The organism is Candidatus Fukatsuia symbiotica (genome assembly GCF_003122425.1).
GTDB lineage: Bacteria > Pseudomonadota > Gammaproteobacteria > Enterobacterales > Enterobacteriaceae > Fukatsuia > Fukatsuia symbiotica.
In genome coordinates this window covers 256,279-281,173 of the sequence record NZ_CP021659.1, presented here as the reverse complement: position 1 = coordinate 281,173, position 24,895 = coordinate 256,279, and the positions used below count along the sequence as shown (strand labels likewise).

Annotated in this window: 22 protein-coding genes and 3 pseudogenes; 17 read left to right on the top strand and 8 right to left on the bottom strand. The window is 44.5% G+C overall.

Annotation, left to right across the window (positions count from 1 at the left end; all coding sequences use genetic code 11):
- Window positions 1–3: 3 nt before the first annotated feature.
- From CCS41_RS01365 to cyoA, 4 genes and pseudogenes are all read right to left on the bottom strand, one after another.
- Window positions 4–369 (bottom strand): cytochrome o ubiquinol oxidase subunit IV, encoded by a 366-nt coding sequence (locus tag CCS41_RS01365; RefSeq protein ID WP_072549928.1) that lies wholly within the window; start codon window positions 367–369, stop codon window positions 4–6.
- On the bottom strand, window positions 370–999 hold the full coding sequence (locus CCS41_RS01360; RefSeq protein ID WP_072549929.1) for a cytochrome o ubiquinol oxidase subunit III: 630 nt from the start codon (window positions 997–999) through the stop codon (window positions 370–372).
- Window positions 989–2,979: pseudogene (gene cyoB / locus CCS41_RS01355) on the bottom strand (cytochrome o ubiquinol oxidase subunit I). Before cyoB ends, CCS41_RS01360 begins: the two are co-directional and overlap by 11 nt.
- A 3-nt stretch (window positions 2,980–2,982) precedes the next feature.
- Window positions 2,983–3,924, bottom strand: coding sequence for a cytochrome o ubiquinol oxidase subunit II (cyoA, locus tag CCS41_RS01350; RefSeq protein ID WP_072549931.1), 942 nt, complete (start codon window positions 3,922–3,924; stop codon window positions 2,983–2,985).
- A 676-nt stretch (window positions 3,925–4,600) separates the two neighbouring features.
- Here cyoA and cgtA point away from each other — a divergent pair.
- Window positions 4,601–5,698 (top strand): Obg family GTPase CgtA, encoded by a 1,098-nt coding sequence (gene cgtA / locus CCS41_RS01345; RefSeq protein WP_072549932.1) that lies wholly within the window; start codon window positions 4,601–4,603, stop codon window positions 5,696–5,698.
- 80 nt (window positions 5,699–5,778) lie between these two features.
- Here cgtA and degP read toward each other — a convergent pair whose 3' ends face one another.
- Entirely contained in the window at window positions 5,779–7,221 is a 1,443-nt protein-coding gene (gene degP / locus CCS41_RS01340; RefSeq protein ID WP_072549933.1) for a serine endoprotease DegP, read from the bottom strand.
- Between the two features lie 356 nt (window positions 7,222–7,577).
- Here degP and mtnN point away from each other — a divergent pair.
- From mtnN to yigL, 10 genes and pseudogenes are all read left to right on the top strand, one after another.
- Window positions 7,578–8,290: pseudogene (gene mtnN, locus CCS41_RS01335) on the top strand (5'-methylthioadenosine/S-adenosylhomocysteine nucleosidase).
- A complete protein-coding gene (gene btuF, locus CCS41_RS01330) occupies window positions 8,287–9,123 on the top strand; it encodes a vitamin B12 ABC transporter substrate-binding protein BtuF (protein WP_072549935.1) in 837 nt (278 codons plus the stop codon). The pseudogene mtnN and the gene btuF overlap by 4 nt, the downstream one beginning before the upstream one ends.
- A gap of 229 nt (window positions 9,124–9,352) precedes the next feature.
- Complete coding sequence (lptM, locus tag CCS41_RS01325; protein WP_072549936.1) at window positions 9,353–9,511, top strand: LPS translocon maturation chaperone LptM; 159 nt, start codon at window positions 9,353–9,355, stop codon at window positions 9,509–9,511.
- Window positions 9,512–9,526: 15 nt separating this feature from the next.
- Window positions 9,527–10,351: a diaminopimelate epimerase gene (gene dapF / locus CCS41_RS01320; RefSeq protein ID WP_072549937.1), complete on the top strand. Its 825-nt coding sequence runs from the start codon at window positions 9,527–9,529 to the stop codon at window positions 10,349–10,351.
- Between the two features lie 13 nt (window positions 10,352–10,364).
- A complete protein-coding gene (locus tag CCS41_RS01315; RefSeq protein ID WP_072549938.1) occupies window positions 10,365–11,081 on the top strand; it encodes a DUF484 domain-containing protein in 717 nt (238 codons plus the stop codon).
- Window positions 11,075–11,977: a tyrosine recombinase XerC gene (gene xerC, locus CCS41_RS01310; protein WP_072549939.1), complete on the top strand. Its 903-nt coding sequence runs from the start codon at window positions 11,075–11,077 to the stop codon at window positions 11,975–11,977. Before CCS41_RS01315 ends, xerC begins: the two co-directional genes overlap by 7 nt.
- A gap of 9 nt (window positions 11,978–11,986) precedes the next feature.
- A complete protein-coding gene (uvrD, locus tag CCS41_RS01305; RefSeq protein ID WP_072549940.1) occupies window positions 11,987–14,149 on the top strand; it encodes a DNA helicase II in 2,163 nt (720 codons plus the stop codon).
- A 29-nt stretch (window positions 14,150–14,178) separates the two neighbouring features.
- Entirely contained in the window at window positions 14,179–15,129 is a 951-nt protein-coding gene (gene corA / locus CCS41_RS01300; RefSeq protein WP_072549941.1) for a magnesium/cobalt transporter CorA, read from the top strand.
- Between the two features lie 54 nt (window positions 15,130–15,183).
- Window positions 15,184–17,022 carry an ATP-dependent DNA helicase RecQ gene (recQ, locus tag CCS41_RS01295; protein ID WP_072549942.1) on the top strand — a complete coding sequence of 613 codons (1,839 nt, stop codon included), beginning with the start codon at window positions 15,184–15,186 and terminating at the stop codon, window positions 17,020–17,022.
- Window positions 17,023–17,113: 91 nt separating this feature from the next.
- Window positions 17,114–17,914: a sugar/pyridoxal phosphate phosphatase YigL gene (yigL, locus tag CCS41_RS01290; protein WP_072549943.1), complete on the top strand. Its 801-nt coding sequence runs from the start codon at window positions 17,114–17,116 to the stop codon at window positions 17,912–17,914.
- A gap of 5 nt (window positions 17,915–17,919) precedes the next feature.
- Here yigL and glpQ read toward each other — a convergent pair whose 3' ends face one another.
- The 3 genes from glpQ to CCS41_RS01275 all read right to left on the bottom strand — a co-directional run bounded on the left by glpQ (window position 17,920) and on the right by CCS41_RS01275 (window position 20,942).
- Window positions 17,920–19,017, bottom strand: a complete 1,098-nt coding sequence (glpQ, locus tag CCS41_RS01285) for a glycerophosphodiester phosphodiesterase (RefSeq protein WP_072549944.1) — start codon at window positions 19,015–19,017, stop codon at window positions 17,920–17,922.
- A gap of 88 nt (window positions 19,018–19,105) precedes the next feature.
- A complete protein-coding gene (glpT, locus tag CCS41_RS01280; protein ID WP_072549945.1) occupies window positions 19,106–20,470 on the bottom strand; it encodes a glycerol-3-phosphate transporter in 1,365 nt (454 codons plus the stop codon).
- A 94-nt stretch (window positions 20,471–20,564) separates the two neighbouring features.
- Window positions 20,565–20,942 carry a hypothetical protein gene (locus tag CCS41_RS01275; protein WP_072549946.1) on the bottom strand — a complete coding sequence of 126 codons (378 nt, stop codon included), beginning with the start codon at window positions 20,940–20,942 and terminating at the stop codon, window positions 20,565–20,567.
- 149 nt (window positions 20,943–21,091) lie between these two features.
- On the opposite strand from CCS41_RS01275, the gene CCS41_RS01270 reads away from it, so the two are divergent.
- The 6 genes and pseudogenes from CCS41_RS01270 (at window position 21,092) to rpsR (ending at window position 24,861) form a co-directional block, all read left to right on the top strand.
- Entirely contained in the window at window positions 21,092–21,334 is a 243-nt protein-coding gene (locus tag CCS41_RS01270; protein ID WP_072549947.1) for a YhdT family protein, read from the top strand.
- Window positions 21,324–22,777: pseudogene (gene panF / locus CCS41_RS01265) on the top strand (sodium/pantothenate symporter). The gene CCS41_RS01270 and the pseudogene panF overlap by 11 nt, the downstream one beginning before the upstream one ends.
- A 61-nt stretch (window positions 22,778–22,838) precedes the next feature.
- Window positions 22,839–23,762 carry a 50S ribosomal protein L11 methyltransferase gene (gene prmA / locus CCS41_RS01260; RefSeq protein WP_072549949.1) on the top strand — a complete coding sequence of 308 codons (924 nt, stop codon included), beginning with the start codon at window positions 22,839–22,841 and terminating at the stop codon, window positions 23,760–23,762.
- Between the two features lie 145 nt (window positions 23,763–23,907).
- Complete coding sequence (rpsF, locus tag CCS41_RS01255) at window positions 23,908–24,300, top strand: 30S ribosomal protein S6 (RefSeq protein WP_072549950.1); 393 nt, start codon at window positions 23,908–23,910, stop codon at window positions 24,298–24,300.
- An 11-nt stretch (window positions 24,301–24,311) separates the two neighbouring features.
- Window positions 24,312–24,626: a primosomal replication protein N gene (gene priB / locus CCS41_RS01250; protein ID WP_072549988.1), complete on the top strand. Its 315-nt coding sequence runs from the start codon at window positions 24,312–24,314 to the stop codon at window positions 24,624–24,626.
- Between the two features lie 4 nt (window positions 24,627–24,630).
- Entirely contained in the window at window positions 24,631–24,861 is a 231-nt protein-coding gene (rpsR, locus tag CCS41_RS01245) for a 30S ribosomal protein S18 (RefSeq protein ID WP_072549951.1), read from the top strand.
- Window positions 24,862–24,895: the final 34 nt, after the last annotated feature.

The following is a 24,895-nucleotide window of genomic DNA, read 5'->3' as shown; positions in this document are numbered from 1 at the left end:
TCATTACTCAACCATCATGTTGATGTTGAGGTTATACATAATCCAAAGTGAGCCGATAACAACAATAGCGATAATGATAACGGTAAACACAAAAGCCACCAAATTCCAACGCTCTGCTGAAGATCCATTCATATGCAGGAAGTACACCAAATGTACGACAATCTGTACTAAAGCCAAGGCAACCACCACTGTCAGAATGATGCTATGAGAGGCGCTATCATTCATTACCATAGCAAATGGAATAACGGTCAGAATAACGGAAAGCACGAAGCCAATCAGATAAGATTTTAAGCTTCCGTGGCTGGCACCAGTGTGATCAGTTTCAGCATGATCACGATTGCCAATACGGTCGTCAGTAGAAACACTCATTTACATGGCTCCTAACAGATAAACAACGGTGAATACACATATCCATACTACATCGAGGAAATGCCAAAACAGGCTCAGACACATTAACCTGGTTTGGTTCGTTGCACTCAAACCACGTTTTGTTATTTGGATTATCATGATAATGATCCAAACCAGACCGACGCTCACATGAATACCATGAGTTGCTACCAATGCGAAGAAGCTTGACAGGAAAGCACTGCGATCAGGACCATAACCTTCAGCAATCAGCTCATGGAATTCAAAAATTTCCATTGCTACAAAACCCAACCCAAGCAGAAAAGTCAATGCCAGCCACAGATTAACCTGGCCTTTACTGCCTTTATTCATTCCAAGCATCGCAATGCCGTAGGTAATACTACTAAACAATAACAAGAAGGTTTCTATTAACACAAAACGCAGATCAAAAATATCTTTACCTGAAGGCCCCCCTGCGGTGCTGTTGACTAAAACTGCATAGGTTGCAAACAATGTCGCAAATAAAATGCAATCGCTCATCAGGTAGATCCAGAAGCCAAATATTTTTGTAGCTCCACTATCATGATGGCTATGCTCTGCATGAGCCATATTATTATGGTTGAAACTATGCTGAGTCAGAGATTCAGTTGACATGATTCACGCCTGCCTTGCTGATTTGTTCATGATGTTGATTTTCAATATGTTCGATTTCATCAACAGGTACATAGTAATCGACATCCTCATCGAAACTTTTCGCGATCCAGGTGATAACCATGCCAGCAAAACCAATAGCCGCTAGCCACCAGATGTACCAAATCATGGCAAAACCAAAGATTAAGCTGAAGCCAGCAATCACTACACCGGCACCGGTATTTTTAGGCATATGGATTTCTTCATATTTTGCTGGGCGTTGGTACGCTTTACCTGTCTCTTTCATATGCCAGAATTCATCACGCCCGTGAATACGGGGAACTGTAGCGAAGTTATAGAATGGAGGAGGAGAAGACGTTGCCCATTCTAGTGTACGCGCTCCCCAAGGATCACCAGTCAGATCGCGATTTTGTTCACGGTCACGGATACTGACAAAAACCTGGATAACCTGACACAAAATACCACAGGCGATAAGCACGGCACCGCCTGCCGCTACCATCAACATCGGATGGAATTCTGGGTTAATGTCTTGGCTTAAACGGCGGGTCATTCCCATAAAACCAAGGACATACAGAGGCATAAAAGCGACGAAGAAACCAATCAGCCAAAACCAGAATGCGCGGATACCCCATTTTTCATTCAGCGTAAAACCAAAAGATTTAGGGAACCAGTAAGTTAGACCTGCGAAACAGCCAAATACTACACCACCGATAATGACATTATGGAAGTGAGCAATCAGGAACAGACTGTTATGCAAGACAAAGTTGGCACCTGGCACCGCCAACAACACACCGGTCATACCACCGACAGAAAAGGTGACAATGAAACCAATCGTCCACAACATGGCTGAGTTGAACTGGATGCGACCTTGATACATGGTGAACAGCCAATTGAAGATTTTTACCCCCGTTGGAATAGAAATAATCATGGTAGCGATACCGAAAAAGGCATTGACATTGGCACCTGATCCCATAGTAAAAAAATGGTGCAACCAAACAACAAACGACAGTACGGTAATAACAATGGTTGCCCACACTAATGAAGTGTATCCAAATAATCGTTTTTTCGAGAAGGTGGCAGTGACTTCGGAAAATATGCCAAATACAGGCAGCACCAAGATATAGACTTCTGGATGCCCCAGGCCCAAATCAGGTTGATATACATCATCATGTTGCCACCCATATCATTGGTAAAAAAGTGGGTACCTAGATAACGATCTAGTGTTAGCAACGCGATGGTTACGGTCAAAATAGGGAAAGCAATGATAATCAAGATGTTGGCACAAAGCGCAGTCCAGGTGAAAACCGGCATTTTCATCATCGACATTCCGGGTGCACGCATCTTCAGGATGGTGGCGAAAAAATTAACACCGGTCAACAGAGTACCCAGACCTGAAATTTGCAAGCTCCATATCCAATAATCGACGCCTACGCCCGGGTTATACTCTTTGGCAGACAGTGGAGGATAGGCCAACCAGCCAGTTTGCGCGAATTCACCCACACCGAGGGAAATATTGATTAATAGCACGCCAACGACAAATAACCAGAAACTTAAAGAATTCAGGAACGGATAGGCGACGTCACGCGCACCTATCTGTAATGGTACGACCACATTCATGAGACCGATGACAAAAGGCATCGCCATAAAGAAAATCATAATCACGCCATGGGCAGTGAAAATCTGATCGTAGTGATGAGGTGGCAAAAAACCTGCTTCCCCTGCAGAGGACAACGCTTGCTGACTGCGCATCATAATCGCATCGGCAAAACCACGCATTAGCATGACCATAGCGACGATAATATACATGATACCGATTTTTTTATGATCAACCGAGGTCAACCATTCACTCCACAACCATTTCCATTTACCGAAATAAGTTAAAAAAGCCGTCAGTGCCAGTCCAGCGGCTATAATCAACGCGACGGTTATCATAACGATTGGTTCGTGAAACGGCACCGCTTCAAGTGTTAATTTTCCCAGCATCGTTTATTCCTCGGTTCCTGTGTGAACCTGTTCACCTTTGTGTATGCTTTGATGCATCTTGTCACCCATCGGCTCGCTACTATGCATGTGCATATCACCCATAAATTTATTAATTGTTTCTTTGAACAGCGCGGGTTTTACACTGGAAAAATAGTCAACGGGGTTATTTTCGCTCGGTTGCGCTAATTTATCGAAATCATCAGTATTATTCAGGGTGTGCGGCGATGCTTTTACTTGTGCGACCCATCGGTTGAAATCTGCTTCCGTCGGTGTAGCGATAGCAGTAAATTTCATTCCTGAAAAGCCTTCACCACTATAACTACCGGAAATACCTTTGTATTTACCGGCTTCATTAGCAATAAGATGCAATTTGGTCTGCATCCCGGCCATCGCATAAATTTGCCCACCCAACTGAGGAATAAAAAACGAGTTCATTACCGAATTAGAGGTGATCTTGAAATTTAGTGGAACATGAGTCGGGAACGCTAATTCGTTGACAGTAGCAATACCTTGTTCTGGGTAGATAAACAACCATTTCCAGTCAAGAGAAATCACTTCAATAGTGATAGGTTTTTTATCACTAACCAATGGTTTATAGGGATCAAGTTCGTGACTGGTTCGCCAGGTTATTACTGCTAGGATAGCAATGATAATGATTGGCACTGACCAAACAACGACCTCAATTTTGTTAGAATGAGACCAATTGGGAGTGTAAGCAGCATTTTTGTTGCTAGCGCGGAACTTCCAGGCAAAAGCAAAGGTCATAAAGATAACCGGAATGACGACAATTAACATCAAACCTGTCGCTGTCAGTATTAGCTTTTTCTGCTCAACCCCGATGGCACCTTTGGGATCCATCAAAACAGTGTCGCAGCCACTTAGCATTACCATGGCGGCAAATAAAGAAAATATCCCTATACTTTTAATGTAACTCTTACGTCTCATCTAACGACCTCAATGACAAAATAACGCTACCAGACCTCTTTTGAATCCCCTCGTTGACTTTATACCGCCGGTCAGCAGATAGAGGCCTATTGTCGCTTTCACCTGTGCCGGCATTTTACGGCAAGGTCGTTAGACTGTAAACATACCTGATCTGCTATCAACGGCTGATTGACCGGCTCAATCAAGATGATCATCAGTATCACTGATACCTGTTAACTGACTAACCGTTACAATAACTTACTAATAGCAGTAAGGAAAAAGTAACTAGTATTAATAAAGAAATGATACCAACTTGTGTTTGGTTAAGGTTAACTCCTGATTTTCAGTTATCCCAAATGTGCCATTACTTATCAAAAAAAGCAGTAATTAACCAGCTTCTTACCTCCACTCTCAGAGCCTGTTACAAATCCTTTTCGCTGTGTCCAAACGAGGAAAAAATGGGTGAAAAGGCGTAGTCTACTCTTTATAAAAAAAGGGAATAAATAAGCATTTTGAGCTTATTTTTGACGAGTCGTTTGACCAAAACACAGCGAGCACAAGAGATTTCGAACAGGTTCTAAGATATACTTCACGGAATATAGAATAGACTTCTTGCAAAACCTACTAGGTGCTGCAAATTCTGCTGCCAGTTTGATAGGCTCTCTGTACCCGATAACTGATTTACGGAGAAAGTAAAATGAAGTTTGTAGATGAAGCCATGATCCTCGTTGTGGCCGGTGATGGCGGTAACGGCTGCGTCAGTTTTCGTCGCGAGAAATACATCCCGGATGGAGGGCCTAACGGAGGGGATGGCGGTGATGGCGGTAATGTTTATCTACTCGCGGATGAGAATCTCAACACCTTGATCGACTATCACTTTGTAAAAGCGTTTCGTGCCGAGCGTGGTCAAAACGGTCAAAGTTGTGACTGTACCGGCAAACGAGGTAAGGATATCACCCTTAAAGTGCCGGTGGGTACCAGGGTATTAGATCAAGGTACCGGTGAAATCCTGGGTGATATGTTATGCCACCAGCAGAGTTTGATGGTAGCGCAAGGAGGCTTTCACGGACTGGGTAATACACGTTTTAAATCTTCTGTTAACCGTACTCCACGCCAAAAAACGATGGGAACAACCGGAGAAGCACGTGATTTGACCCTGGAACTTTTATTGTTAGCGGATGTTGGCATGCTAGGGTTGCCTAATGCGGGTAAATCTACTTTCATTCGTGCCGTTTCTGCCGCCAAACCGAAAGTGGCCGATTACCCTTTTACTACTTTGGTACCGAGCCTTGGTGCTGTTCGGATGGATCATGAGCAAAGTTTTGTCGTCGCTGATATTCCAGGGCTAATTGAAGGGGCCTCAACAGGTGTAGGTTTAGGGATCCGTTTCTTAAAACATCTGGAGCGTTGCCGTCTGTTATTACATTTGGTTGACATCGCACCGATAGACGGTTCTGATCCAGTTGAAAATATCAATATCATTATTAACGAATTACAGCAATATAAGGTTGATCTTGTCAACAAACCACGTTGGTTAGTCTTCAACAAAACTGATTTGCTAGACAAAACAGAAGTCGAAGAACGCGCAAAAAGCATTACCGCCGCGCTAGGATGGCAAGAAAAATATTACATAATATCGGCGGCAAATCGTAGTGGTGTTCATGTGCTATGCTGGGATGTAATGAATTTTCTCAATACACAGCAAAAAGACTTAACAATGGAAAAGGTTGAGTTTATGTGGGACGACTATCATCGCGAGCAGCTAGCAGGCTTTGGGACCAACAACGGCTCTTAAGCCTATTCGAAATCCATTACACTCACGAATACTTCATCAAAAATCAGAAGGTGGGCAAGGCGAACCCTGCCCACAGGCGGTCATTGTTGTGCTAAAAGATAAATATCATTCTCACCACGACGAATACGTAACGCTAAGATCTTGGGTTCTCCGTCGAGTATTTTACGTAAATCTGCCAAATTCTGCACTCTTTGCTGGCTGATCGCCATGATAATGTCATCTTTTTTCAGGCCAATACGAAAGGCTGCAGACCCCGGTTTTACCTCACCGATTTTCACTCCTGGAGAGCTAGTGGCATTACTTAATTCCGCTCCCTCAATCCCCTTATAAAGCGTACCAGAACTGACGCGAGCCTGAGAACCCTGTTCCAGGGTGATATTAATGGTAATAGGTTTGCCATCACGCAACAAACCCAACGTCATTTTTGTCCCAATGGGTAAACTGCCTATCTCAGCACGGAAAGAGGCGAAGCTGTTGACCGGTTTATTATTCAATTTGACAATCACATCTCCGGCTTTAATACCCGCCTTAGCAGCAGAAGAATTCGGTAACACCTGGCTAATAAAAGCCCCCTTTTGTGCATCTACTCGCATGGCTTTCGCCAATTCTGCATTAAGCTCGGTACCCATAATCCCGAGTTCGCCTCGTTTTACCTGACCGAATTCCACCATTTGAGCCGTCAGATTTTTTATCATGTTGCTTGGAATGGCAAAACCGATACCAATATTGCCACCATCAGGGGCGAGGATCGCCGTATTAATACCAATCAGTTCACCCTGCAAATTAACCAAAGCGCCACCCGAATTACCCCGGTTAATCGCTGCGTCGGTTTGGATAAAATTTTCGTCATTTTCCAAATTCAGACCACTACGCCCCAACGCAGAAACAATACCGAATGTCGCGGTTTCTCCCAAACCATAAGGATTACCAATGGCAACGGTATAATCTCCCACTCGTAACTTATCCGAATCGGCCATTTTCATGGCTTTCAGATTTTTAAAGTCTTTCAATTGCAGCAGAGCAATATCAGTGCGGGGATCTTTACCAATGATTTTCGCATCGTAGTGACGACCATCGCTCAATTGCACTTGAATTTTACTCGCGTGCTCCACCACATGGTTATTGGTGACGACATAGCCCTTATCTGCATCGATCACTACACCCGAGCCCAACGCCTTAAAATTTTTTTCTATTGGCTGGCTATAACCCCTTTGATTACCCCCGCAGAAAGGCGAGTTCTGGAGTGGAGAATCTTCTTGGCAAAAGGGAGAAGCGTCGCCAAAAAACTGCGATGATCTCTGGTCTCTCTTAACAATGGTACTGCCTTCAATATTAATGCTGACCACTGCAGGCATTACGTTCTCTAGCATCGGTGCTAAACTTGGCAACACTTGCCCGCTGCCTGTCTGGCTATCTCCTATCTGATTACTGGAAAGGGGTCCTGCAGCAGTGGCTACAACTGGCATGACAACTAAACTTATACTCAATGCCAATGTACTGAACACTAAAATGGTTTTCTTCATAAATCGATTTCTCTAGAGATAAAATAAAATTAGCGGATGATTTGACCTACTTGCTTAGTCATACCTTGTATGATTAATTCTTCGACCCGAAGTTCATTAGAACCTGTTCGAAATCTCTTGTGCTCACCGTGTTTCGCTCAAGTCATTCGTCAAAAACACGCTCAAAATGCTCATTGACTCCCTTTTATTATATACAAAGAGTAAACTGCGTTTTTTCGCCCGTTTTTTCCTTGTCTGAGCGTCGCTCAAGAAGATTTGGAACAGGTTCCGAAAGCAGACCTCTTGCATAATGTCTCTCTTTCAAGCCAAATACAGGCGATATATTAATCTAACCTTGGTAATTAGCGAACAATACGATGAAAATAGCCATTATTGGTGCCATGAAACCAGAAATAACCCTACTGCGTAACAAGATTGACAACTGTCAAACTCGATCGTTGCAAGGATTTGAAATTTATACCGGTCAGCTCAACGGTGTTGAAGTGGCTTTGCTGCAATCAGGTATCGGTAAAGTTTCAGCCGCGATCAGTACTTCCTTATTACTTAATCATTACCAGCCGAATTACGTCATCAATACCGGTTCCGCCGGGGATTGGCGAGTAATCTCAAAATCGGCGATATCGTCGTCTCTAAGGAAGTTTGTTACCACGATGTGGACGTGACGGCATTTGATCATAAACTCGGTCAGATACCCGGTTGTCCCGCTACTTTTACCGCAGATAACCGGCTGATTACATCGGCAGAAAAAGGTATTGAACAGTTAACGTTACCGGCGCGGTCAGGTCTAATTTGCAGTGGCGATGCCTTTATTAACGGCGCTGAGCCTTTGGAACGCCTTAAAAAACACTTCCCGGCAGCAATCGCCGTAGACATGGAAGCGACGGCTATTGGGCATGTGTGTCATCAGTTCAATATACCCTTTGTAATAGTGCGCGCGATCTCCGATGTTGCCTGTCAAAAATCACATCTGAGTTTTGACGAGTTTTTACCGGTAGCAGCGCAACAGTCTAGCCGATTAGTTGCCAGCATGTTATCAGATTTAGCTCAACAGTCTCCTGCTGCTGCATGAAACTAAAAGTGCTTTCCAAGTGTGAGAGCGTCATTCTTTTTATTAGCCTGCTAATCACGGCCTCACTGGTATTCCCCCTGAGTGCGGCTGAGCGAGTAATCAGCCTCGCTCCCAGCACTACCGAGTTGGCTTATGCGGCCGGATTGGGTGATCAGTTAGTGGCGGTCAGTGACTATTCCGACTACCCGGCATCAGCCAATAAACTGGAACGGGTTGCTTCCTGGCAAGGGATCAACGTCGAGCGAATTTTAGCGTTAAAACCTGATCTTATCCTCGCCTGGCGTGGTGGCAACCCACAACGCTCATTGGACCAACTGGCGGCTTTCGGCATTCCTATTTTTTATTCCGATCCCCATAGTCTCGAGCAAATGGTACAAGATTTGGAAAAACTGGCTGTTTACAGCCCTAATGCTAAACAGGCCTATCAGGCTGCCGCGCAAATTCGTCAGCAAATTGCCGCACTATATCAACAATATGGCCGCCATTCTCAACCACTTCGGGTCCTACTGCAATTTGGCACTCAACCTCTATTTACCAGTTCAGGTAACACCTTGCAAAGTGAAATAGTGACACTCTGTGGTGGTAAAAATATTTTTGCGGATAGTCAGATACCCTGGCCGCAAATTAGCCGTGAACAAGTTTTGCGACGTCGCCCTCAGGTGGTGATTATTAGTGGTCAACCATCGCAAGCCAAAAACATAAAAACCTTTTGGCGACCACAACTTGAGCTACCGGTGATTGTACTCAATGAAGACTGGTTTAATCGCGCCAGTCCACGCATCCTGCTGGCTGCTAAACAACTCTGCTCTCAACTGGCTGTTATTCCCTCCTAAGAACCTGTTCGAAATCTCCTCTTCTTATTACTGATACTTCATCAAAAAGGGATAAAAATGCTCATTTACGCTTTGTAAACTGCGCTGTCTCATCCCTTTTTTCTTCGTCTGAGTGTCGATCAAAAAGATTTAGAATAGGCTCTAGAATACCCCTGAGTGGTTTTACTTGCTTTTAATGATCGAGCTGCCGATTATAGAGAGCATAGATGAATAAATTACAGGCATCACTATGATGAAAAAACAACAACGTTGGCTGCTGATCACGATAATATGGGTTGGATTGGTAGGTTGTGGATTAAAAGGGCCACTTTATTCGCCTCCCGCTGTGATACAAAAAGTGGAAAAAGTAAAAATAGCAACAGCGCATCCTGATTTAGCCCGTCAGTAGCTAGCGGAGTATGATATGCAGTTCTCCAAAATGCATGGTCTTGGCAATGATTTCATGGTTGTCGATGCTGTCACTCAGAGTGTTTATTTTTCACCAGAACTTGTCCGTCGCCTGGCAGACCGACATACTGGTGTTGGTTTTGATCAAATGTTAGTGGTAGAAGCGCCTTATGATCCTGAGCTGGATTTTCACTACCGTATTTTCAACGCAGATGGTAGCGAAGTCTCTCAATGTGGTAACGGTGCGCGCTGTTTTGCCCTATTTGTACATCTTAAAGGATTGACAAAAAAACGGCATATTCATGTCAGTACACAAAGCGGACGTATGGTATTGCATATAACCGATGATGAACAAGTTTGCGTCAATATGGGTGAGCCTGTGTTTGCTCCTCAGGCTGTTCCTTTTCGCGCGGCAAAAGCTGAAAAAACCTATATTTTGCGCACCACTGAACATACTGTGCTTTGCGGCGTGGTTTCTATCGGCAATCCGCACTGTGTGCTACAGGTAGAGGATATTTCAGTTGCCGATGTGGCATTACTGGGACCAATACTAGAGAATCATGAACGTTTTCCGCAACGCGCTAATATTGGTTTTATGCAGGTAGTCAGTCGGGAACGTATCTGCTTACGTGTTTATGAACGTGGAGTCGGTGAAACCAAGGCTTGTGGTAGCGGTGCCTGTGCAGCTGTCGCCGTTGGTATTGAGCAGGGGCTATTGGGTGAGAATGTTGATGTACAGATGCAAGGTGGTAGTTTGCGCATTAATTGGCAAGGTGCAGGTCATCCGTTATATATGACGGGACAAGCTGCCCATCTCTACGACGGATTTATTCATTTATAACGAGTTTCAATGTATGAATAATTATCAAGAACAGACAATAACGGACATCGAGCTAAATGATGAGCTTGTTATGCAATATTTATTACAGAGTCCCGATTTTTTTATTCGTAATGCCTCTTTAGTTGAAAAGATACGTATCCCTCATCCGATGAAGGGCGGTATTTCTCTCGTCGAATGGCAATTGAGACGCCAGCGCAATGAAATCAAACAGCTACAGGAAGAAATTACTTTATTGATGGAATATGCGGGTTTAAATGAAATGCTGTGCAAACGTTTGTTACAGCTACAGGCAGACTTAGCCATCGCCAGTACTCTGAGAGACATGTTAAAACGTTTACAACATTGGGCACGAACATTCGGTTTGTTAGATGCCCATGTGCGCCTGTTCAGCGATCGCTGGCAGTTAAATACACCTTTTGATGTGGCGAATTTGGCGCTGTCACGGCAGATCTTTGAACCCTTACGCCGACAACGATTGTCTGAAGAGCAGCACTTTCTTGGTAGTCTAAATGAAACTGAGTTACAGCTGCTCTTGCCACAGGCACAGCAGGTAGGTTCTGTGGCTTTATCTCTGCTCGGAGACAAGGGGGATCTCGGTGTAATTATATTCAGTAGCCACGATAGTCAACATTATCAGCAAGGCATGGGAACGGTGATACTGCATCAAATTGCCAAATTTTTACCCGGATTATTGACACGTTGGATAGAACGGACGTCCACACCATGCTAACGATGCTACAGCAACCAGTTAATAACTTTTTGCATTATCTCAAGGTTGAACGTCAACTCAGTCCATTGACGGTGGCTAGCTATAGCCGTCAGTTGCAAATACTCATCAAGATGATCGATCAACTAGGGATCAACCAATGGGAAATGCTAGATGCTGCGGGGGTTCGTAAGTTGCTGGTACAGAGCAAACGTGCTGGCTTACATGCTTCTAGCCTGGCATTACGTTTTTCTGCATTGCGTAGTTTTCTTGACTACTTAGTAACACAGAGGATATTGCAGGCTAACCCGGCAAAGGGCATCACAACCGGGCGTAGTGGGCATCATTTACCAAAAAATATTGATGTCGATGAAGTCGATCGCTTACTGGATATCGAATTACAGGATCCTTTAGCGATCCGTGATCGCACTATGCTTGAAGTGATGTATGGTGCGGGTTTACGGCTTGCGGAATTGATCGGAATGGATTGCCGACATGTGGATCTGATCGAAGGCGAAGTTTGGGTACTGGGCAAAGGCAGTAAAGAGCGAAAAGTGCCTATCGGGATGACAGCAGTCACCTGGTTACAGCGTTGGCTGCCTTTGCGTGATCTCTTCGTTCCACAAGATGATGCTATTTTTTTAGCCAATACCGGTAAACGTATCTCACCACGTAATGTGCAAAAGCGTTTTGCTGAGTGGGGAGTGAAACAGGGCGTAAACAGCCATATTCATCCACATAAGTTACGTCATTCTTTTGCTACCCATATGCTGGAATCTTGCGGTGATTTACGTGCCGTACAAGAACTGCTCGGGCATGCCAATTTGTCTACTACGCAAATTTATACCCATCTTGATTTTCAACATTTAGCAACAGTGTATGATGCTGCCCATCCGAGAGCGAAACGAGGTAAAAACTAAACAGTGCTTATGGACGATTCTTATCTACTTGACAGTTTGAATGAAAAACAACGCGAAGCCGTGGCAGCTCCTCTAAGCAACAGGTTGGTACTGGCAGGTGCCGGTAGTGGTAAAACCCGCGTATTGGTGCATCGTGTCGCGTGGTTATTATCGAAAAAAAAAGTATCGCCCTTTTCTATTATCGCGGTCACTTTCACCAATAAAGCAGCCGCCGAGATGCGCTACCGTATTGAGCATTTACTCGGCGATGGCAACAATAACCATAGCATTTGGATGGGTACTTTCCACGGACTGGCACATCGGCTATTGCGGATCCATCATTTGGATGCCAATCTGCCGCCGGATTTCCAGGTGCTCGATAGTGACGATCAGTTACGTTTAGTCAAACGTATCGTCAAAGCTCTTAATCTGGATGACAAAAAATGGGCACCACGTCAAGCCATGTGGTACATCAATAGCAAAAAAGAAGCCGGATTACGTCCACAACATATTGAAGATTACGGTCACTTGGCAGAAGCCACCTGGTTGAGTATTTATCACGCCTATCATCAAGCCTGTGACAGGGGTGGATTGGTCGATTTTGCAGAACTGCTGCTGCGGGCCCATGAATTATGGCTGCATAAACCAGATATCCTGAATCATTACCAACAGCGTTTTAATCATATTTTAGTCGATGAGTTTCAGGATACTAACAGCATTCAGTACGCCTGGATCCGCTTATTGGCCGGAGATCAGGCTAATGTGATGATCGTCGGTGATGATGATCAATCGATTTACGGTTGGCGTGGGGCGCAGGTTGAAAATATTCAACGTTTCTTACAGGACTACCCTGCTGCAGAAACCATTCGATTGGAACAAAATTACCGTTCCACCGGTAATATCCTGACGGCGGCTAATACGCTGATTGCCAATAACAGTGAACGGCTAGGCAAAAATCTATGGACGCAGGCAGCCATAGGGGAACCTATTGCTCTCTATGCCGCCATCAATGAATGGGATGAAGCCCGTTTCGTCGTTAGTCGGATCAAAGTTTGGCAAGAAAGAGGAGGTTTACTAAAAAACTGTGCCATTTTGTATCGCAACAATGCGCAATCACGGGTATTGGAAGATGCACTTCTACACGCCACTATGCCGTATCGTATTTATGGCGGTCAGCGTTTCTTTGAACGTCAGGAAATAAAGGATGCCTTGGCTTATCTGCGCCTAGTTTGCAACCGTAATGATGATGTTGCTTTTGAACGGGTAGTGAATACACCGACGCGGGGTATTGGCGATCGCACCTTAGATATACTGCGCCAACATGCGCGCGACCAACAGTTGACCCTGTGGCAATCCACCACGACACTGTTACAGAATAACGTGTTGGCAGGTCGTGTCGCCGCGACACTCCAACGTTTTATTGAACTGGTGGAAGCATTGGCACATGAAACCGCTAATTTGCCGTTACATAAACAAACTGATCAAATCATTCACGATTCCGGTCTATGGTCAATGTACAAAGAAGAAAAAGGTGAGAAAGGTCAAGCCCGGATTGAAAACCTTACAGAACTGGTAACGGCAACCGAACAATACCAACACGAAGATTTAGACATGTCACCGTTGTCAGCGTTTCTTTCTCATGCTGCGTTAGAAGCGGGTGAAGGACAGGCCGATCCTCACCAGGATGCGGTACAATTGATGACACTTCATTCCGCCAAAGGTCTAGAATTTTCGCAAGTATTTATTGTCGGCGTGGAAGAAGGTATATTCCCTCGCCAAATATCGTCGGATACAAGTGGACATTTGGAGGAAGAACGCCGCCTCGCCTATGTTGGCATCACCCGTGCGATGCAGAAACTGACGTTAACTTATGCGGAAAGCCGTCGTTTCTATGGTAAAGATGTAAAACAGCCGCCTTCTCGTTTTATTGATGAACTCCCGTCAATCTGTATCGAGAGAGTTCGATCACGTGCTACGGTTTCTCGTCCGTTTAAAAATTATTCGAGGGATCCTTCCCTACATAAAGACGATAACGATTTTACCGTAGGTCAACGTGTACGCCATCCCATATTTGGTGAAGGCACGATAGTGCAACTAGAAAATAATGATGAACAAAAACGGGTACAAGTGGCCTTTCCTGGTGAGAAAGCAAAGTGGCTGGTGGTGGCCTATGCAAGATTAGAGACGTTATAACCCTGCAAGTTAGGCGGAGTCAATGGAATATGTTAAGCGCATTTAAATTAGATAATCATCGGTTATCCCGTTTGGAGCTGGATGAATCGGATAAACTGACTGCTGCACTGTGGGTCGATTTGATGGAGCCAGAGATAGCAGAACGTGAGCGGGTACAAACTGAATTGGGTCAAAATCTGGCGACTCGACCAGAGCTAGATGACATCGAGGCCTCTGCGCGTTTCTTTGAAGATGAAGATGGTTTACATATTCACTCATTTTTCTATTACGAGGATGCAGAAGATCACGCGGGCAATACTACAGTGGCTTTCACCATTCGTGATGGTCGCCTGTATACCTTACGTGAGCGCGAATTGCCAGCTTTTCGTCTTTACCGAATGCGTGCTCGTACACAGAAGCTGGTAGACGGTAACGCCTACGAATTACTGTTGGATCTGTTTGAAACCAAAATTGAGCAACTTGCTGACGAAATCGAAAATATTTACAACGATTTAGAAAAATTAAGTCGAGTGATCATGGAAGGTCAACAGGGTGATAAGTATGATGCAGCGCTGTCTATCTTGGCGGAACAAGAAGATATCGGCTGGAAAGTGCGCCTATGTTTGATGGATACCCAACGGGCGTTAAATTTTCTCGTCCGTAAAGCGCGCTTACCCGCGGGACAACTTGAACAGGCACGTGAAGTACAGCGTGATATTGAATCCCTGCTACCACATAATGAGTCCCTATTTCAAAAGGTAAATTTCTTGATGCAAGCAGCGATGGGTTTTATCAATATCGAACAAAACCGTATTATCAAGATTTTCTCGGTAGTCTCAGTGATTTTCCTGCCTCCTACACTGGTGGCCTCGAGTTACGGTATGAATTTTCAGTTCATGCCGGAACTGCATTGGTCGTTTGGTTATCCTGGAGCAGTGAGCCTAATGATTATTGCGGGTGTCGCACCCTATCTTTATTTCAAACGTAAAAAATGGCTGTAACTCAACGGATACCCGTGAGAAAAAAAACATTAGACTTCTTGCAGAGGTAAGAGGGTGACAGACAGGGAACAACAAACCGTAAAAATATTACGCGATATCTTCGGCTATCAGCAATTTAGGCCAGGACAGCAAGAAATTATCAACGCTACTTTGTCAGGGCAAGATTGCCTGGTCGTGATGCCAACTGGTGGTGGCAAATCTTTATGCTATCAGATCCCTGCATTGGTAATGAAAGGTTTGACTCTGGTCGTTTCTCCTTTGATTTCATTGATGAAAGATCAAGTTGACCAGTTATTGGCTCATGGTGTCACTGCTGCCTGTTTAAACTCTACCCAAACCTGGGAACAACAAACGAAAGTAATGACCGGCTGTCGTAACGGTCAAATTAGGCTGTTGTATATCGCTCCTGAACGGCTAGTAATGGAAAATTTTCTCGAGCAATTGCCACATTTTTCACCGGTGCTGTTAGCGGTAGATGAAGCACATTGTATCTCACAGTGGGGGCATGATTTTCGACCAGAATACCGCGCTTTAAATCAGCTAAAATTGCGCTTTCCCAGTTTGCCAGTGATTGCACTGACGGCAACAGCGGATGAAACGACACGTAGTGATATTGCCCGACTACTGAATTTGCATCAACCCTTGATTCAGATCAGTAGTTTTGACCGTCCTAACATCCGTTATACCTTAATTGAAAAGTTTAAACCCTTGGATCAATTGTGGCGCTTTATTAGCACTCAGCAAGCAAAATGCGGTATTGTTTATTGTAACAGCCGAGCAAAAGTGGATAAAACGACCGAGCTCTTACAAAATCGTGGATTAAGTGTGGCAGCCTATCATGCTGGGCTGGATAATCAGCTCCGAGCGCAAGTGCAGGAGGCTTTTCAACGCGACGATCTGCAGATAGTCGTAGCGACGGTTGCTTTTGGCATGGGGATCAACAAACCAAACGTGCGGTTTGTGGTACATTTCGATATTCCACGCACCATCGAATCTTACTATCAAGAAACGGGTCGTGCCGGACGCGATGGGCTGCCCGCCGAAGCCATGTTGTTGTATGATCCGGCGGATATGGTATGGTTGCGTCGTTGCCTCGAGGAAAAACCGGCCGGTGAGCAACAAAATATTGAACGTCATAAATTGAATGCGATGGTGGCGTTTGCCGAAACACAAACCTGCCGCCGTCTGGTGTTGCTCAATTATTTCGGTGAATATCAGCAGCAATCTTGCGGCAACTGTGATATTTGTCTCGATCCTCCTAAACGTTATGATGGCCTGGTCGATGCACAAAAGGTGTTGTCTTGTGTCTATCGGGTAGGCCAGCGCTTCGGAGCAGGCTATGTTGTTGAAATATTACGCGGTGCGAATAATCAGCGCATTAGGACCCTGGGTCATGATAAATTATCGGTTTTCGGTATTGGTCGTGAGCAAGCAGCAGAACACTGGACCAGTGTATTACGTCAACTGATTCATTTAGGCAAACTGCGTCAAAATATTGAGATGTTTTCTGCGCTACAACTGACTGAAGCTGCTCGGCCAATATTACGCTCTGAAATACCGTTATCGCTGGCGGTGCCGCGGATCCAGGATTTCAAACCCAGAAGAAATGCTAAAAACCAGAAATCCTCCGGTGGCCACAAGGTTTACAAAAACCAAACCGTCAGTGACGGTGAGCTGTTTGCCAAATTACGTAAATTGCGTAAATCGATGGCTGATGAAGCAAATATTCCACCTTATGTCGTATTTAACGATGCTACTTTGTTGGAAATGTCAGAAAAAATACCGATCACTAGCAGGGATTTGTTGAGTGTTAATGGCGTAGGGCAGCGCAAACTGGAACGTTTTGGTGCTGCTTTTATCAAAGTGATACGCAAGCATCTCAACGACTCATAAAAGTAGCGCTGTTATACACAGTGCTGAAACATCAATCTGATGACCACGACCAGATTGATGTTAATTTTACCAGAGGTTAAAACGGACTGTTATGTATCATATTGTCGCTTCTGATTTGGATGGCACCTTGCTATCCCCTGATCACACACTTTCTCCTTATGCTAGAGAAACTCTTAAATCACTGACAGAACGCGGGGTGCACTTTGTTTTTGCTACCGGCCGCCATCATGTTGATGTTTCACAAATTCGTGCCAGAGTCGCCATCGACGCTTTTATGATCACCTCGAATGGTGCGCGGGTGCATAACACCGCAGACAAGTTGATTTTCAGCGATAATCTCGATGAAGACATTGTTCATGATCTCTACGCAATGGAATACGATAACCCCGATATTTTGACCAATGTTTATCGTAATGACGACTGGTATATCAATCGTGAAAGCCCTGAGCAGGCCAAATTTTTCCACGAATCCATTTTTAACTACCAGATTGTGGAGATCAAATCATTGCCCACTGATGGCGTGTGCAAAATCTATTTCATCAGTTACAACCATGAAAAATTGCTGCCATTGGAACAAGAGATCAAAACGCGTTGGGGCAATCGTGTTAATGTGTGTTTCTCATTGCCTACGTGCCTGGAAGTCATGGGAGCAGGCGTATCTAAGGGGCATGCATTACAACAAGTCGCACAAATTTTTGGTCATTCGCTACAAAACTGCATCGCCTTTGGTGATGGTATGAACGACATGGAAATGCTTTCTATGGTAGGTAAAGGCTGCATCATGAAAAATGCGCATGCACGCCTGAAAGAGGCATTACCTGCGCTGGAAATTATTGGCTCTAATGCCGATGATGCAGTCCCTCATTATTTACGTAAAATGTTTTTGGTATAAACAGATCATTTATGCTGTCCCTGCTGTTGTAAAAAGTGTACACCTTTGTCAGGGAAATCAGTAAAGGCACCCTCTGCCTTCGCTTTTTCATAAATGATGTTATATAACTGGTTAACATCGGTTACGTATGATGGCAGAGCATCCGCACGAAGGGTATAAGGATGCAATTGCAGCTTATTAGCATGAGCTTGTTCAGCCATGTCAGTCAATACGATCTCCTTCGGTGTTGAGCTATCGGCGATCAGCATATGGTAATCTGGGCCAACACCATCGGCGTACTCGGCGATTTTTTTCATGGCATCCGAACCCGGTTGAAGCATCCAGTCATAGTTATAATTGACCCACTGACCATTAGGTTGTTGTTCGTAAGTTTCTTTCCAATCGGTATACGCGATCAGTTGGATCAAATTTAAGTTCATGCCCATTTTCGGTAGTAGTTCTTTTTTAATCCGCTTTAATTCGTTAGGATCAAAGCATTGCAGATAAACTTTATCTTTTTTGTCACGATAGCCATACTCTTTAAGCACTTGAAGTACTTTAGTGGCGATATCTCTCCCTTCCTGATAATGAAACCAGGGCGCTTTGATCTCAGGGTAGATGCCGATGTTTTTACCGGTCGAGTGGTTCAATCCTTGAACAAACTCTATTTCTTCCTGGAAGGTATGTACTCGAAAATCAGATTTTCCCATCGGGAAACGTTTTGGGTAACGCTGTACTGGTTTACCCCCTTCAATATCGAAAACTTCACTGGCTTTCAGCGATTTAATTTCCTCTAGAGTGAAATCGATCGCGTAGTAGCGACCATCTTTTTTACGTGCCCGCCCCGGGAAACGCTGTGCCACGTCGGTGACACCATCTAAATAATGATCATGCAGTACTATCAGTTGATCATCTTTGGTCATCACCAAATCCTGTTCTAAATAATCCGCGCCTTGCGCATAAGCCAGCGCTTTAGCAGGTAATGTGTGCTCGGGTAAGTAACCACTGGCGCCACGATGGGCGATAACCAATTTGTTTGTCGATGGTTTTTCTTCAGCATAAACACTATTTGCTATTACAGAGGCGAAAATGATACTGATTAACTTATTGGCATAACTTGCCATACTTTCATGCTCCCATTTTAGGATATAAAAAAACCGCAGCCTGATACCATGGCTTAAAATAACAGACTGTATAGCGGCAACATCATCATTACGTATACTGGCTAACCTGTTCTTTTTGGTGTCTCTTCTCGCTTAACATCACAATGATTAACAATATAACCGCGATAATGCTGCCACCAATCATCACCATAAAACCACCGTCCCAACCGAAGAAATCAACGGTATAACCAACAAACGCACTGGCAGCGACAGAACCACCAAGGTAGCCAAAGAGACCGGTGAACCCCGCAGCGGTACCGGCTGCTTTTTTCGGTGCCAGTTCCAGGGCATGAAGACCAATCAGCATGACCGGCCCGTAGATTAAAAAGCCGATGGTGATCATGCAAATCATATCAATAACGGGATGACCAACGGGGTTGAGCCAGTAAACGACAGTAGCAATAGTCACCAATATCATAAAGAATACGCCAGTTGCTCCCCGATTGCCTTTAAATACTTTATCTGACATCCAACCACAGAGCAAAGTCCCTGGAATGCCCGCATATTCATACAAGAAATAAGCCCATGATGATTTATCCAGCGTAAAGTGCTTGACCTCTTTGAGATAAGTGGGTGACCAATCGAGGATACCGTAGCGAAGTAAGTAAACGAAAACGTTAGCGATAGCGATAGCGATAGCGATATACCATAGCAATTTGTTGGGTAAAACATACTGCATAAAGATCTGCTTTGCTGTCAATTCTTCTTCTGTTTTTTCATTGTAGTCATCAGGATAATCATTTTTATACTCTTCAATAGGTGGTAAACCGCAGGATTGAGGGGTATCACGCATCAAAGCAAAAGCGATGAGTGCCACCAGCATGGCACCAAAAGCCGGCATATATAATGCTGCTTTCCAGTCATGAAACCAGGCCATTCCCAAAAGGAACAGTAATGGCGGCAAACCACCACCGACGTTATGAGCGCAATTCCAAATAGAAACGATACTACCGCGTTCTTTTTTTGACCACCAATGAACCATAGTACGGCCACAGGGAGGCCAACCCATACCCTGGAACCAACCGCACAAGAACAACAGCACAAACATCACGGCAATGCTTGATGTTGCCCAAGAGACAAATCCCATAAACAGCATCACTGCAGCAGATAGAATCAACCCCGCAGAAAGAAATACACGTGGATTAGAGCGGTCAGAAACTGAACCCATAATAAATTTTGAAAAACCATAAGCGATAGAAATGCCGGATAAAGCGAAGCCTAAGTCACCACGTGAAAAACCCTGTTCGATCAAATAGGGCATCGCCAGGGTAAAATTTTTACGTACCAAATAATAAGCGGCATAACCGAAAAATATGCCGCAAAAAATTTGCCAGCGTAAGCGTCGATAAGTCGAATCTATCCGTTCTTCGGGTAGCTTGCTTTGGTGCGCGGCGGGCTTGAAAATACTCAACATAAGTGTCTCCGATAGTATTGTTGGCTTTCATCGCTATTCGATTTCTTATAAAAACGACTCATAATGACTAACTTTATATTTTAATAACTTTTCGTTACCGGCCCGTTTTACCAATAATACCGAAATGACCGGCGCTTGTAGCTAAAGATAGCTGATGCCCAGTTTGACGAGTAAAATATTTCAGCAGGTTGTTGTCTGTTCTTGAGCTGTTGCTCACAGTTTCGCCATAACCTTCAATATTTCTCCAGCCAGGCAAAAAATGTTCGCCAACTGTCTTGCAGGTGCCTTCCAGTAACGGTTTAATAGACTTCTTGTTAAACTGTTCTTTACTGATATCTCTTAAGTATTTCTTCCTTTGTCCTCTTAAGTTATGTCTCTCAATTGGTAGCAAAGTGATTAATGATCTTCTAAGAGCCTGTTCCAAATCTTTTGTTGCTGTGCTCAAGAGAAGAAAAAATGAGTAGGAAAGCACAGTTTACTCTTTGTATACAACAAAAGGAGTCAGTGAGCATTTTGAGCTCGTTTTTGACGAATGACTTGACCAAAACACGGCGAGCACAAGAGATTTCGAATAGGTTCTAAGAAAAAGAGACGACGAGATAAATATTAACCGGAGCATCGATGGATGAGAGATTTGTTCAAGCCCACAAAGAAGCAAGATGGGCTTTTACTTTAACACTGGCTTATTTGGTGGGCTGGATCCTCAGTGCTTACTGGCCTGACGATTCCATAGGCATAACGGGGCTGCCTTTTTGGTTTGAAATCGCCTGTATCTATTTGCCACTGTTATTTATAGTGTTTTGCTGGTTAATGGTGCGCTTTATTTTCCGTGATATCCCACTGGGAGAGAACGATGCAAACTAATGTTGTCTTACCGTTGATTGCCTACCTGATGTTAGTATTTGCGCTATCCATTTATTCTTATACACGTCGGCGTACAGGAAATTTCCTCAACGAATATTTTATTGGCAACCGTTCTATGGGGGATTTGTCTTGGCAATGACCCTAACGACTACCTACATTGGTGCCAGTTCCTTCATTGGTGGGCCAGGAGCAGCATATAAATACGGCTTAGGCTGGGTCTTATTAGCCATGATACAACTGCCGGTGGTTTGGCTGTCTCTAGGGGTACTGGGAAAAAAATTTGCTATCTTGGCTCGTCGTTATAACGCCGTGACACTCAACGATATGCTGTATGCCCGTTATCAAAGTCGCTTACTAGTATGGCTGGCGAGTATCAGTTTATTGATCGCCTTAATCGGTGCCATGACCGTGCAATTTATTGGCGGTGCCCGTTTACTGGAAACGGCCGCCGGTATCCCTTACAACACCGGTTTACTGATATTTGGCATCAGTATTGTGCTTTATACTGCCTTTGGCGGTTTCCGCGCCAGTGTACTCAATGATACTTTGCAAGGCCTGGTGATGCTAGTCGGTACCATTCTGTTACTCGTTGCCGTCGTGTATGCCGCCGGCGGATTACATCAAGCGGTCACGACACTCGCACGTATCGATCCAGCATTGATTTCACCACAAGGCAGTGATCAAATCCTCGACCTGCCTTTTATGGCCTCATTCTGGGTACTGGTGTGTTTTGGCTTGATTGGCTTACCGCCCACGGCAGTACGTTGTATTGCTTATCGTGACAGTAAAGCGGTTCACAGTGGGATTATCCTTGGCACCATTATTGTGGCAATACTGATGCTTGGCATGCATTTGGCCGGAGCATTAGGGCGCGCGGTTTTACCAGACTTGGCGATCCCCGATCACGTTATTCCAACACTGATGATAAAAGTACTACCGCCGTTTGCAGCCGGAATATTTCTGGCAGCACCGATGGCGGCCATTATGTCAACAATTAATTCTCAGTTACTGCAATCATCAGCGACTATTATTAAAGATTTATATCTCAATTGGCGACCCGATGAGATCAGCAATGAAAGCAAACTCGCCTATATTTCTAATCTGTCGACGTTACTGCTTGGATTACTGTTACTACTGGCAGCGTGGCGACCACCGGAGATGATTATCTGGCTTAATCTGTTGGCTTTGGGTGGCCTCGAAGCCATATTTTTGTGGCCATTGGTACTCGGACTATATTGGCAGCGCGCCAATGCTCATGGTGCGCTTAGCTCAATGATTGCTGGCGCACTATGCTATACACCACTTGCCAGTTTTCATATTAAATTGATAGGTCTACATCCGATCGTTCCCTCATTGTTACTGAGTCTATTGGCTTTTTGTATCGGTAATCAATTTGCAGATCGGACACTGACCCACACCAAAAAGTTAAATCGTACTAAATAAACCTCTGTGAAACTTACTGAGTAACGTACCTCAGGTTACACTCTGACTGAAGAGAATGGTTATGCCCTGGATACAGCTTAAAATAAATACCTCAAGCGATCATGCTGAGTCGCTTAGCAATACATTGCTTGAGAATGGAGCGCTTGCTATCACTTTTCAAGATACTTACGACAACCCGATATTTGAACCATTACCTGGAGAGACCCGACTTTGGGGAAATACTGATGTGATTGGTTTGTACGACGCTGAAACCGATATGGCGAAAATTATTGCCGCGCTAGCAGGACAGGATCGATTCAATAAAAATTTTATTCATAAAATTGAACAAATTGAAGATAAAGATTGGGAACGCGAATGGATGGATAATTTTCATCCTATGTGTTTTGGTCAACGCCTGTGGATTTGCCCAAGTTGGAAAGACATACCCGATCCCAATGCAGTCAACGTGATGTTAGACCCTGGTTTGGCATTTGGTACGGGTACTCATCCCACAACTTCATTATGTTTACAATGGCTCGATGGCTTGGATCTGACAGATAAAACGGTTATCGACTTCGGTTGTGGCTCGGGCATTCTCGCGATTGCAGCGTTAAAACTCGGTGCTGTACGTGCCATTGGTATTGATATCGATCCTCAGGCAATTCAAGCGAGCCGGGATAATGCACAGCGTAACGGCGTTGCAGAAAATCTGGAACTGTATCTGGCCAAAGATCAACCGGCAGATTTATCCGCTGATGTAGTGGTCGCTAATATTTTAGCGGCACCTTTGCGTGAACTGGCACCACTGATAAACACACTAAGCTGTGGTCATCTGGGGCTTTCCGGCGTCCTGGCTTCTCAGGCTCTCACTGTTGCACAGGCGTACCAGGGAAGTTTTATCCTTGATCCTGTCGTAGAAAAAGAAGGATGGTGCCGTATTACCGGAATAAAAAATAATTATTGCGAGTTCGTGAGCACACAAGTAGCAAACGGAGATCCTGAATAAGCTTTCACCTTTCCTTGAGTTTTCTGTACTGTCCAAGTATAGTTACGCGTCGTTTTTCAGCCGCACATAAACAAGTTCCTTGCCTCTATGGGTTGGCGGTTGACCCTAATCAGGAGGCTGAATAATCCGTAAGGAGCACAATTCTATGCGTCATTATGAAATCATTTTTATGGTTCATCCTGATCAAAGCGAACAGGTTCCAGGCATGATCGAGCGTTATAGCGCTATCATCGCTAAAGCTGCTGGTCAAATTCATCGTCTGGAAGACTGGGGTCGCCGTCAACTAGCTTATCCGATCAATAAATTGCACAAAGCCCACTACGTTTTGTTGAACGTTGAAGCGCCACAAGAAACAATCAATGAGTTGGAAACTAATTTCCGCTTCAACGATGCCGTTATCCGCAACATGGTTATGCGTGTTAAGAATGCGGTAACCGAAGCATCGCCAATGACGAAAGCAAAAGATGAGCGCCGTGAGCGTCCTGACTTCGCTATAGAAAACAATGATGAGGCAGATGTTGGGGATCCTGAAGAGTAAGCACCGTGGCGATAATCAATCGGGTGGTGCTTTCTGGCATTGTATGTAAATTCCCCATTCGGAATGTCAGTCCTGCTGGTATTCCGCACTGCCAGTTCGTGCTCGAGCACCGTTCACAGCAGCAGGAAGCTGGATTGAGCCGACAAACATGGTGTCATATGCCGGTTATCGTCAGCGGACATCGATCACATGCATTAACTCACAGTATAACGGTCGGTATTCAGTTAACCATGCAGGGTTTTATTAGCTGCCATCAAGGGCGTAATGGGCTAAATAAACTGGTTCTGCATGCCGAGCAAATTGAATTGATAAATTCTGGAGATTAGCTAAATGTCACGTCATTATTACCGTCGTCGCAAGTATTGCCGTTTCACCGCGGAAGGCATTAAAAAGATCGACTATAAAGACATCAGCATGCTGAAAAATTATATCACCGAGAGTGGTAAGATAGTACCAAGCCGTATCACTGGTACTCGTGCTAAATTCCAACGTCAGCTTGCCAGTGCCATCAAACTTGCACGCTACTTGTCTTTATTGCCTTACACTGACAGCCATCAGTAATTAGGCCAGTCTACTAATGACTTTAATGAGGATA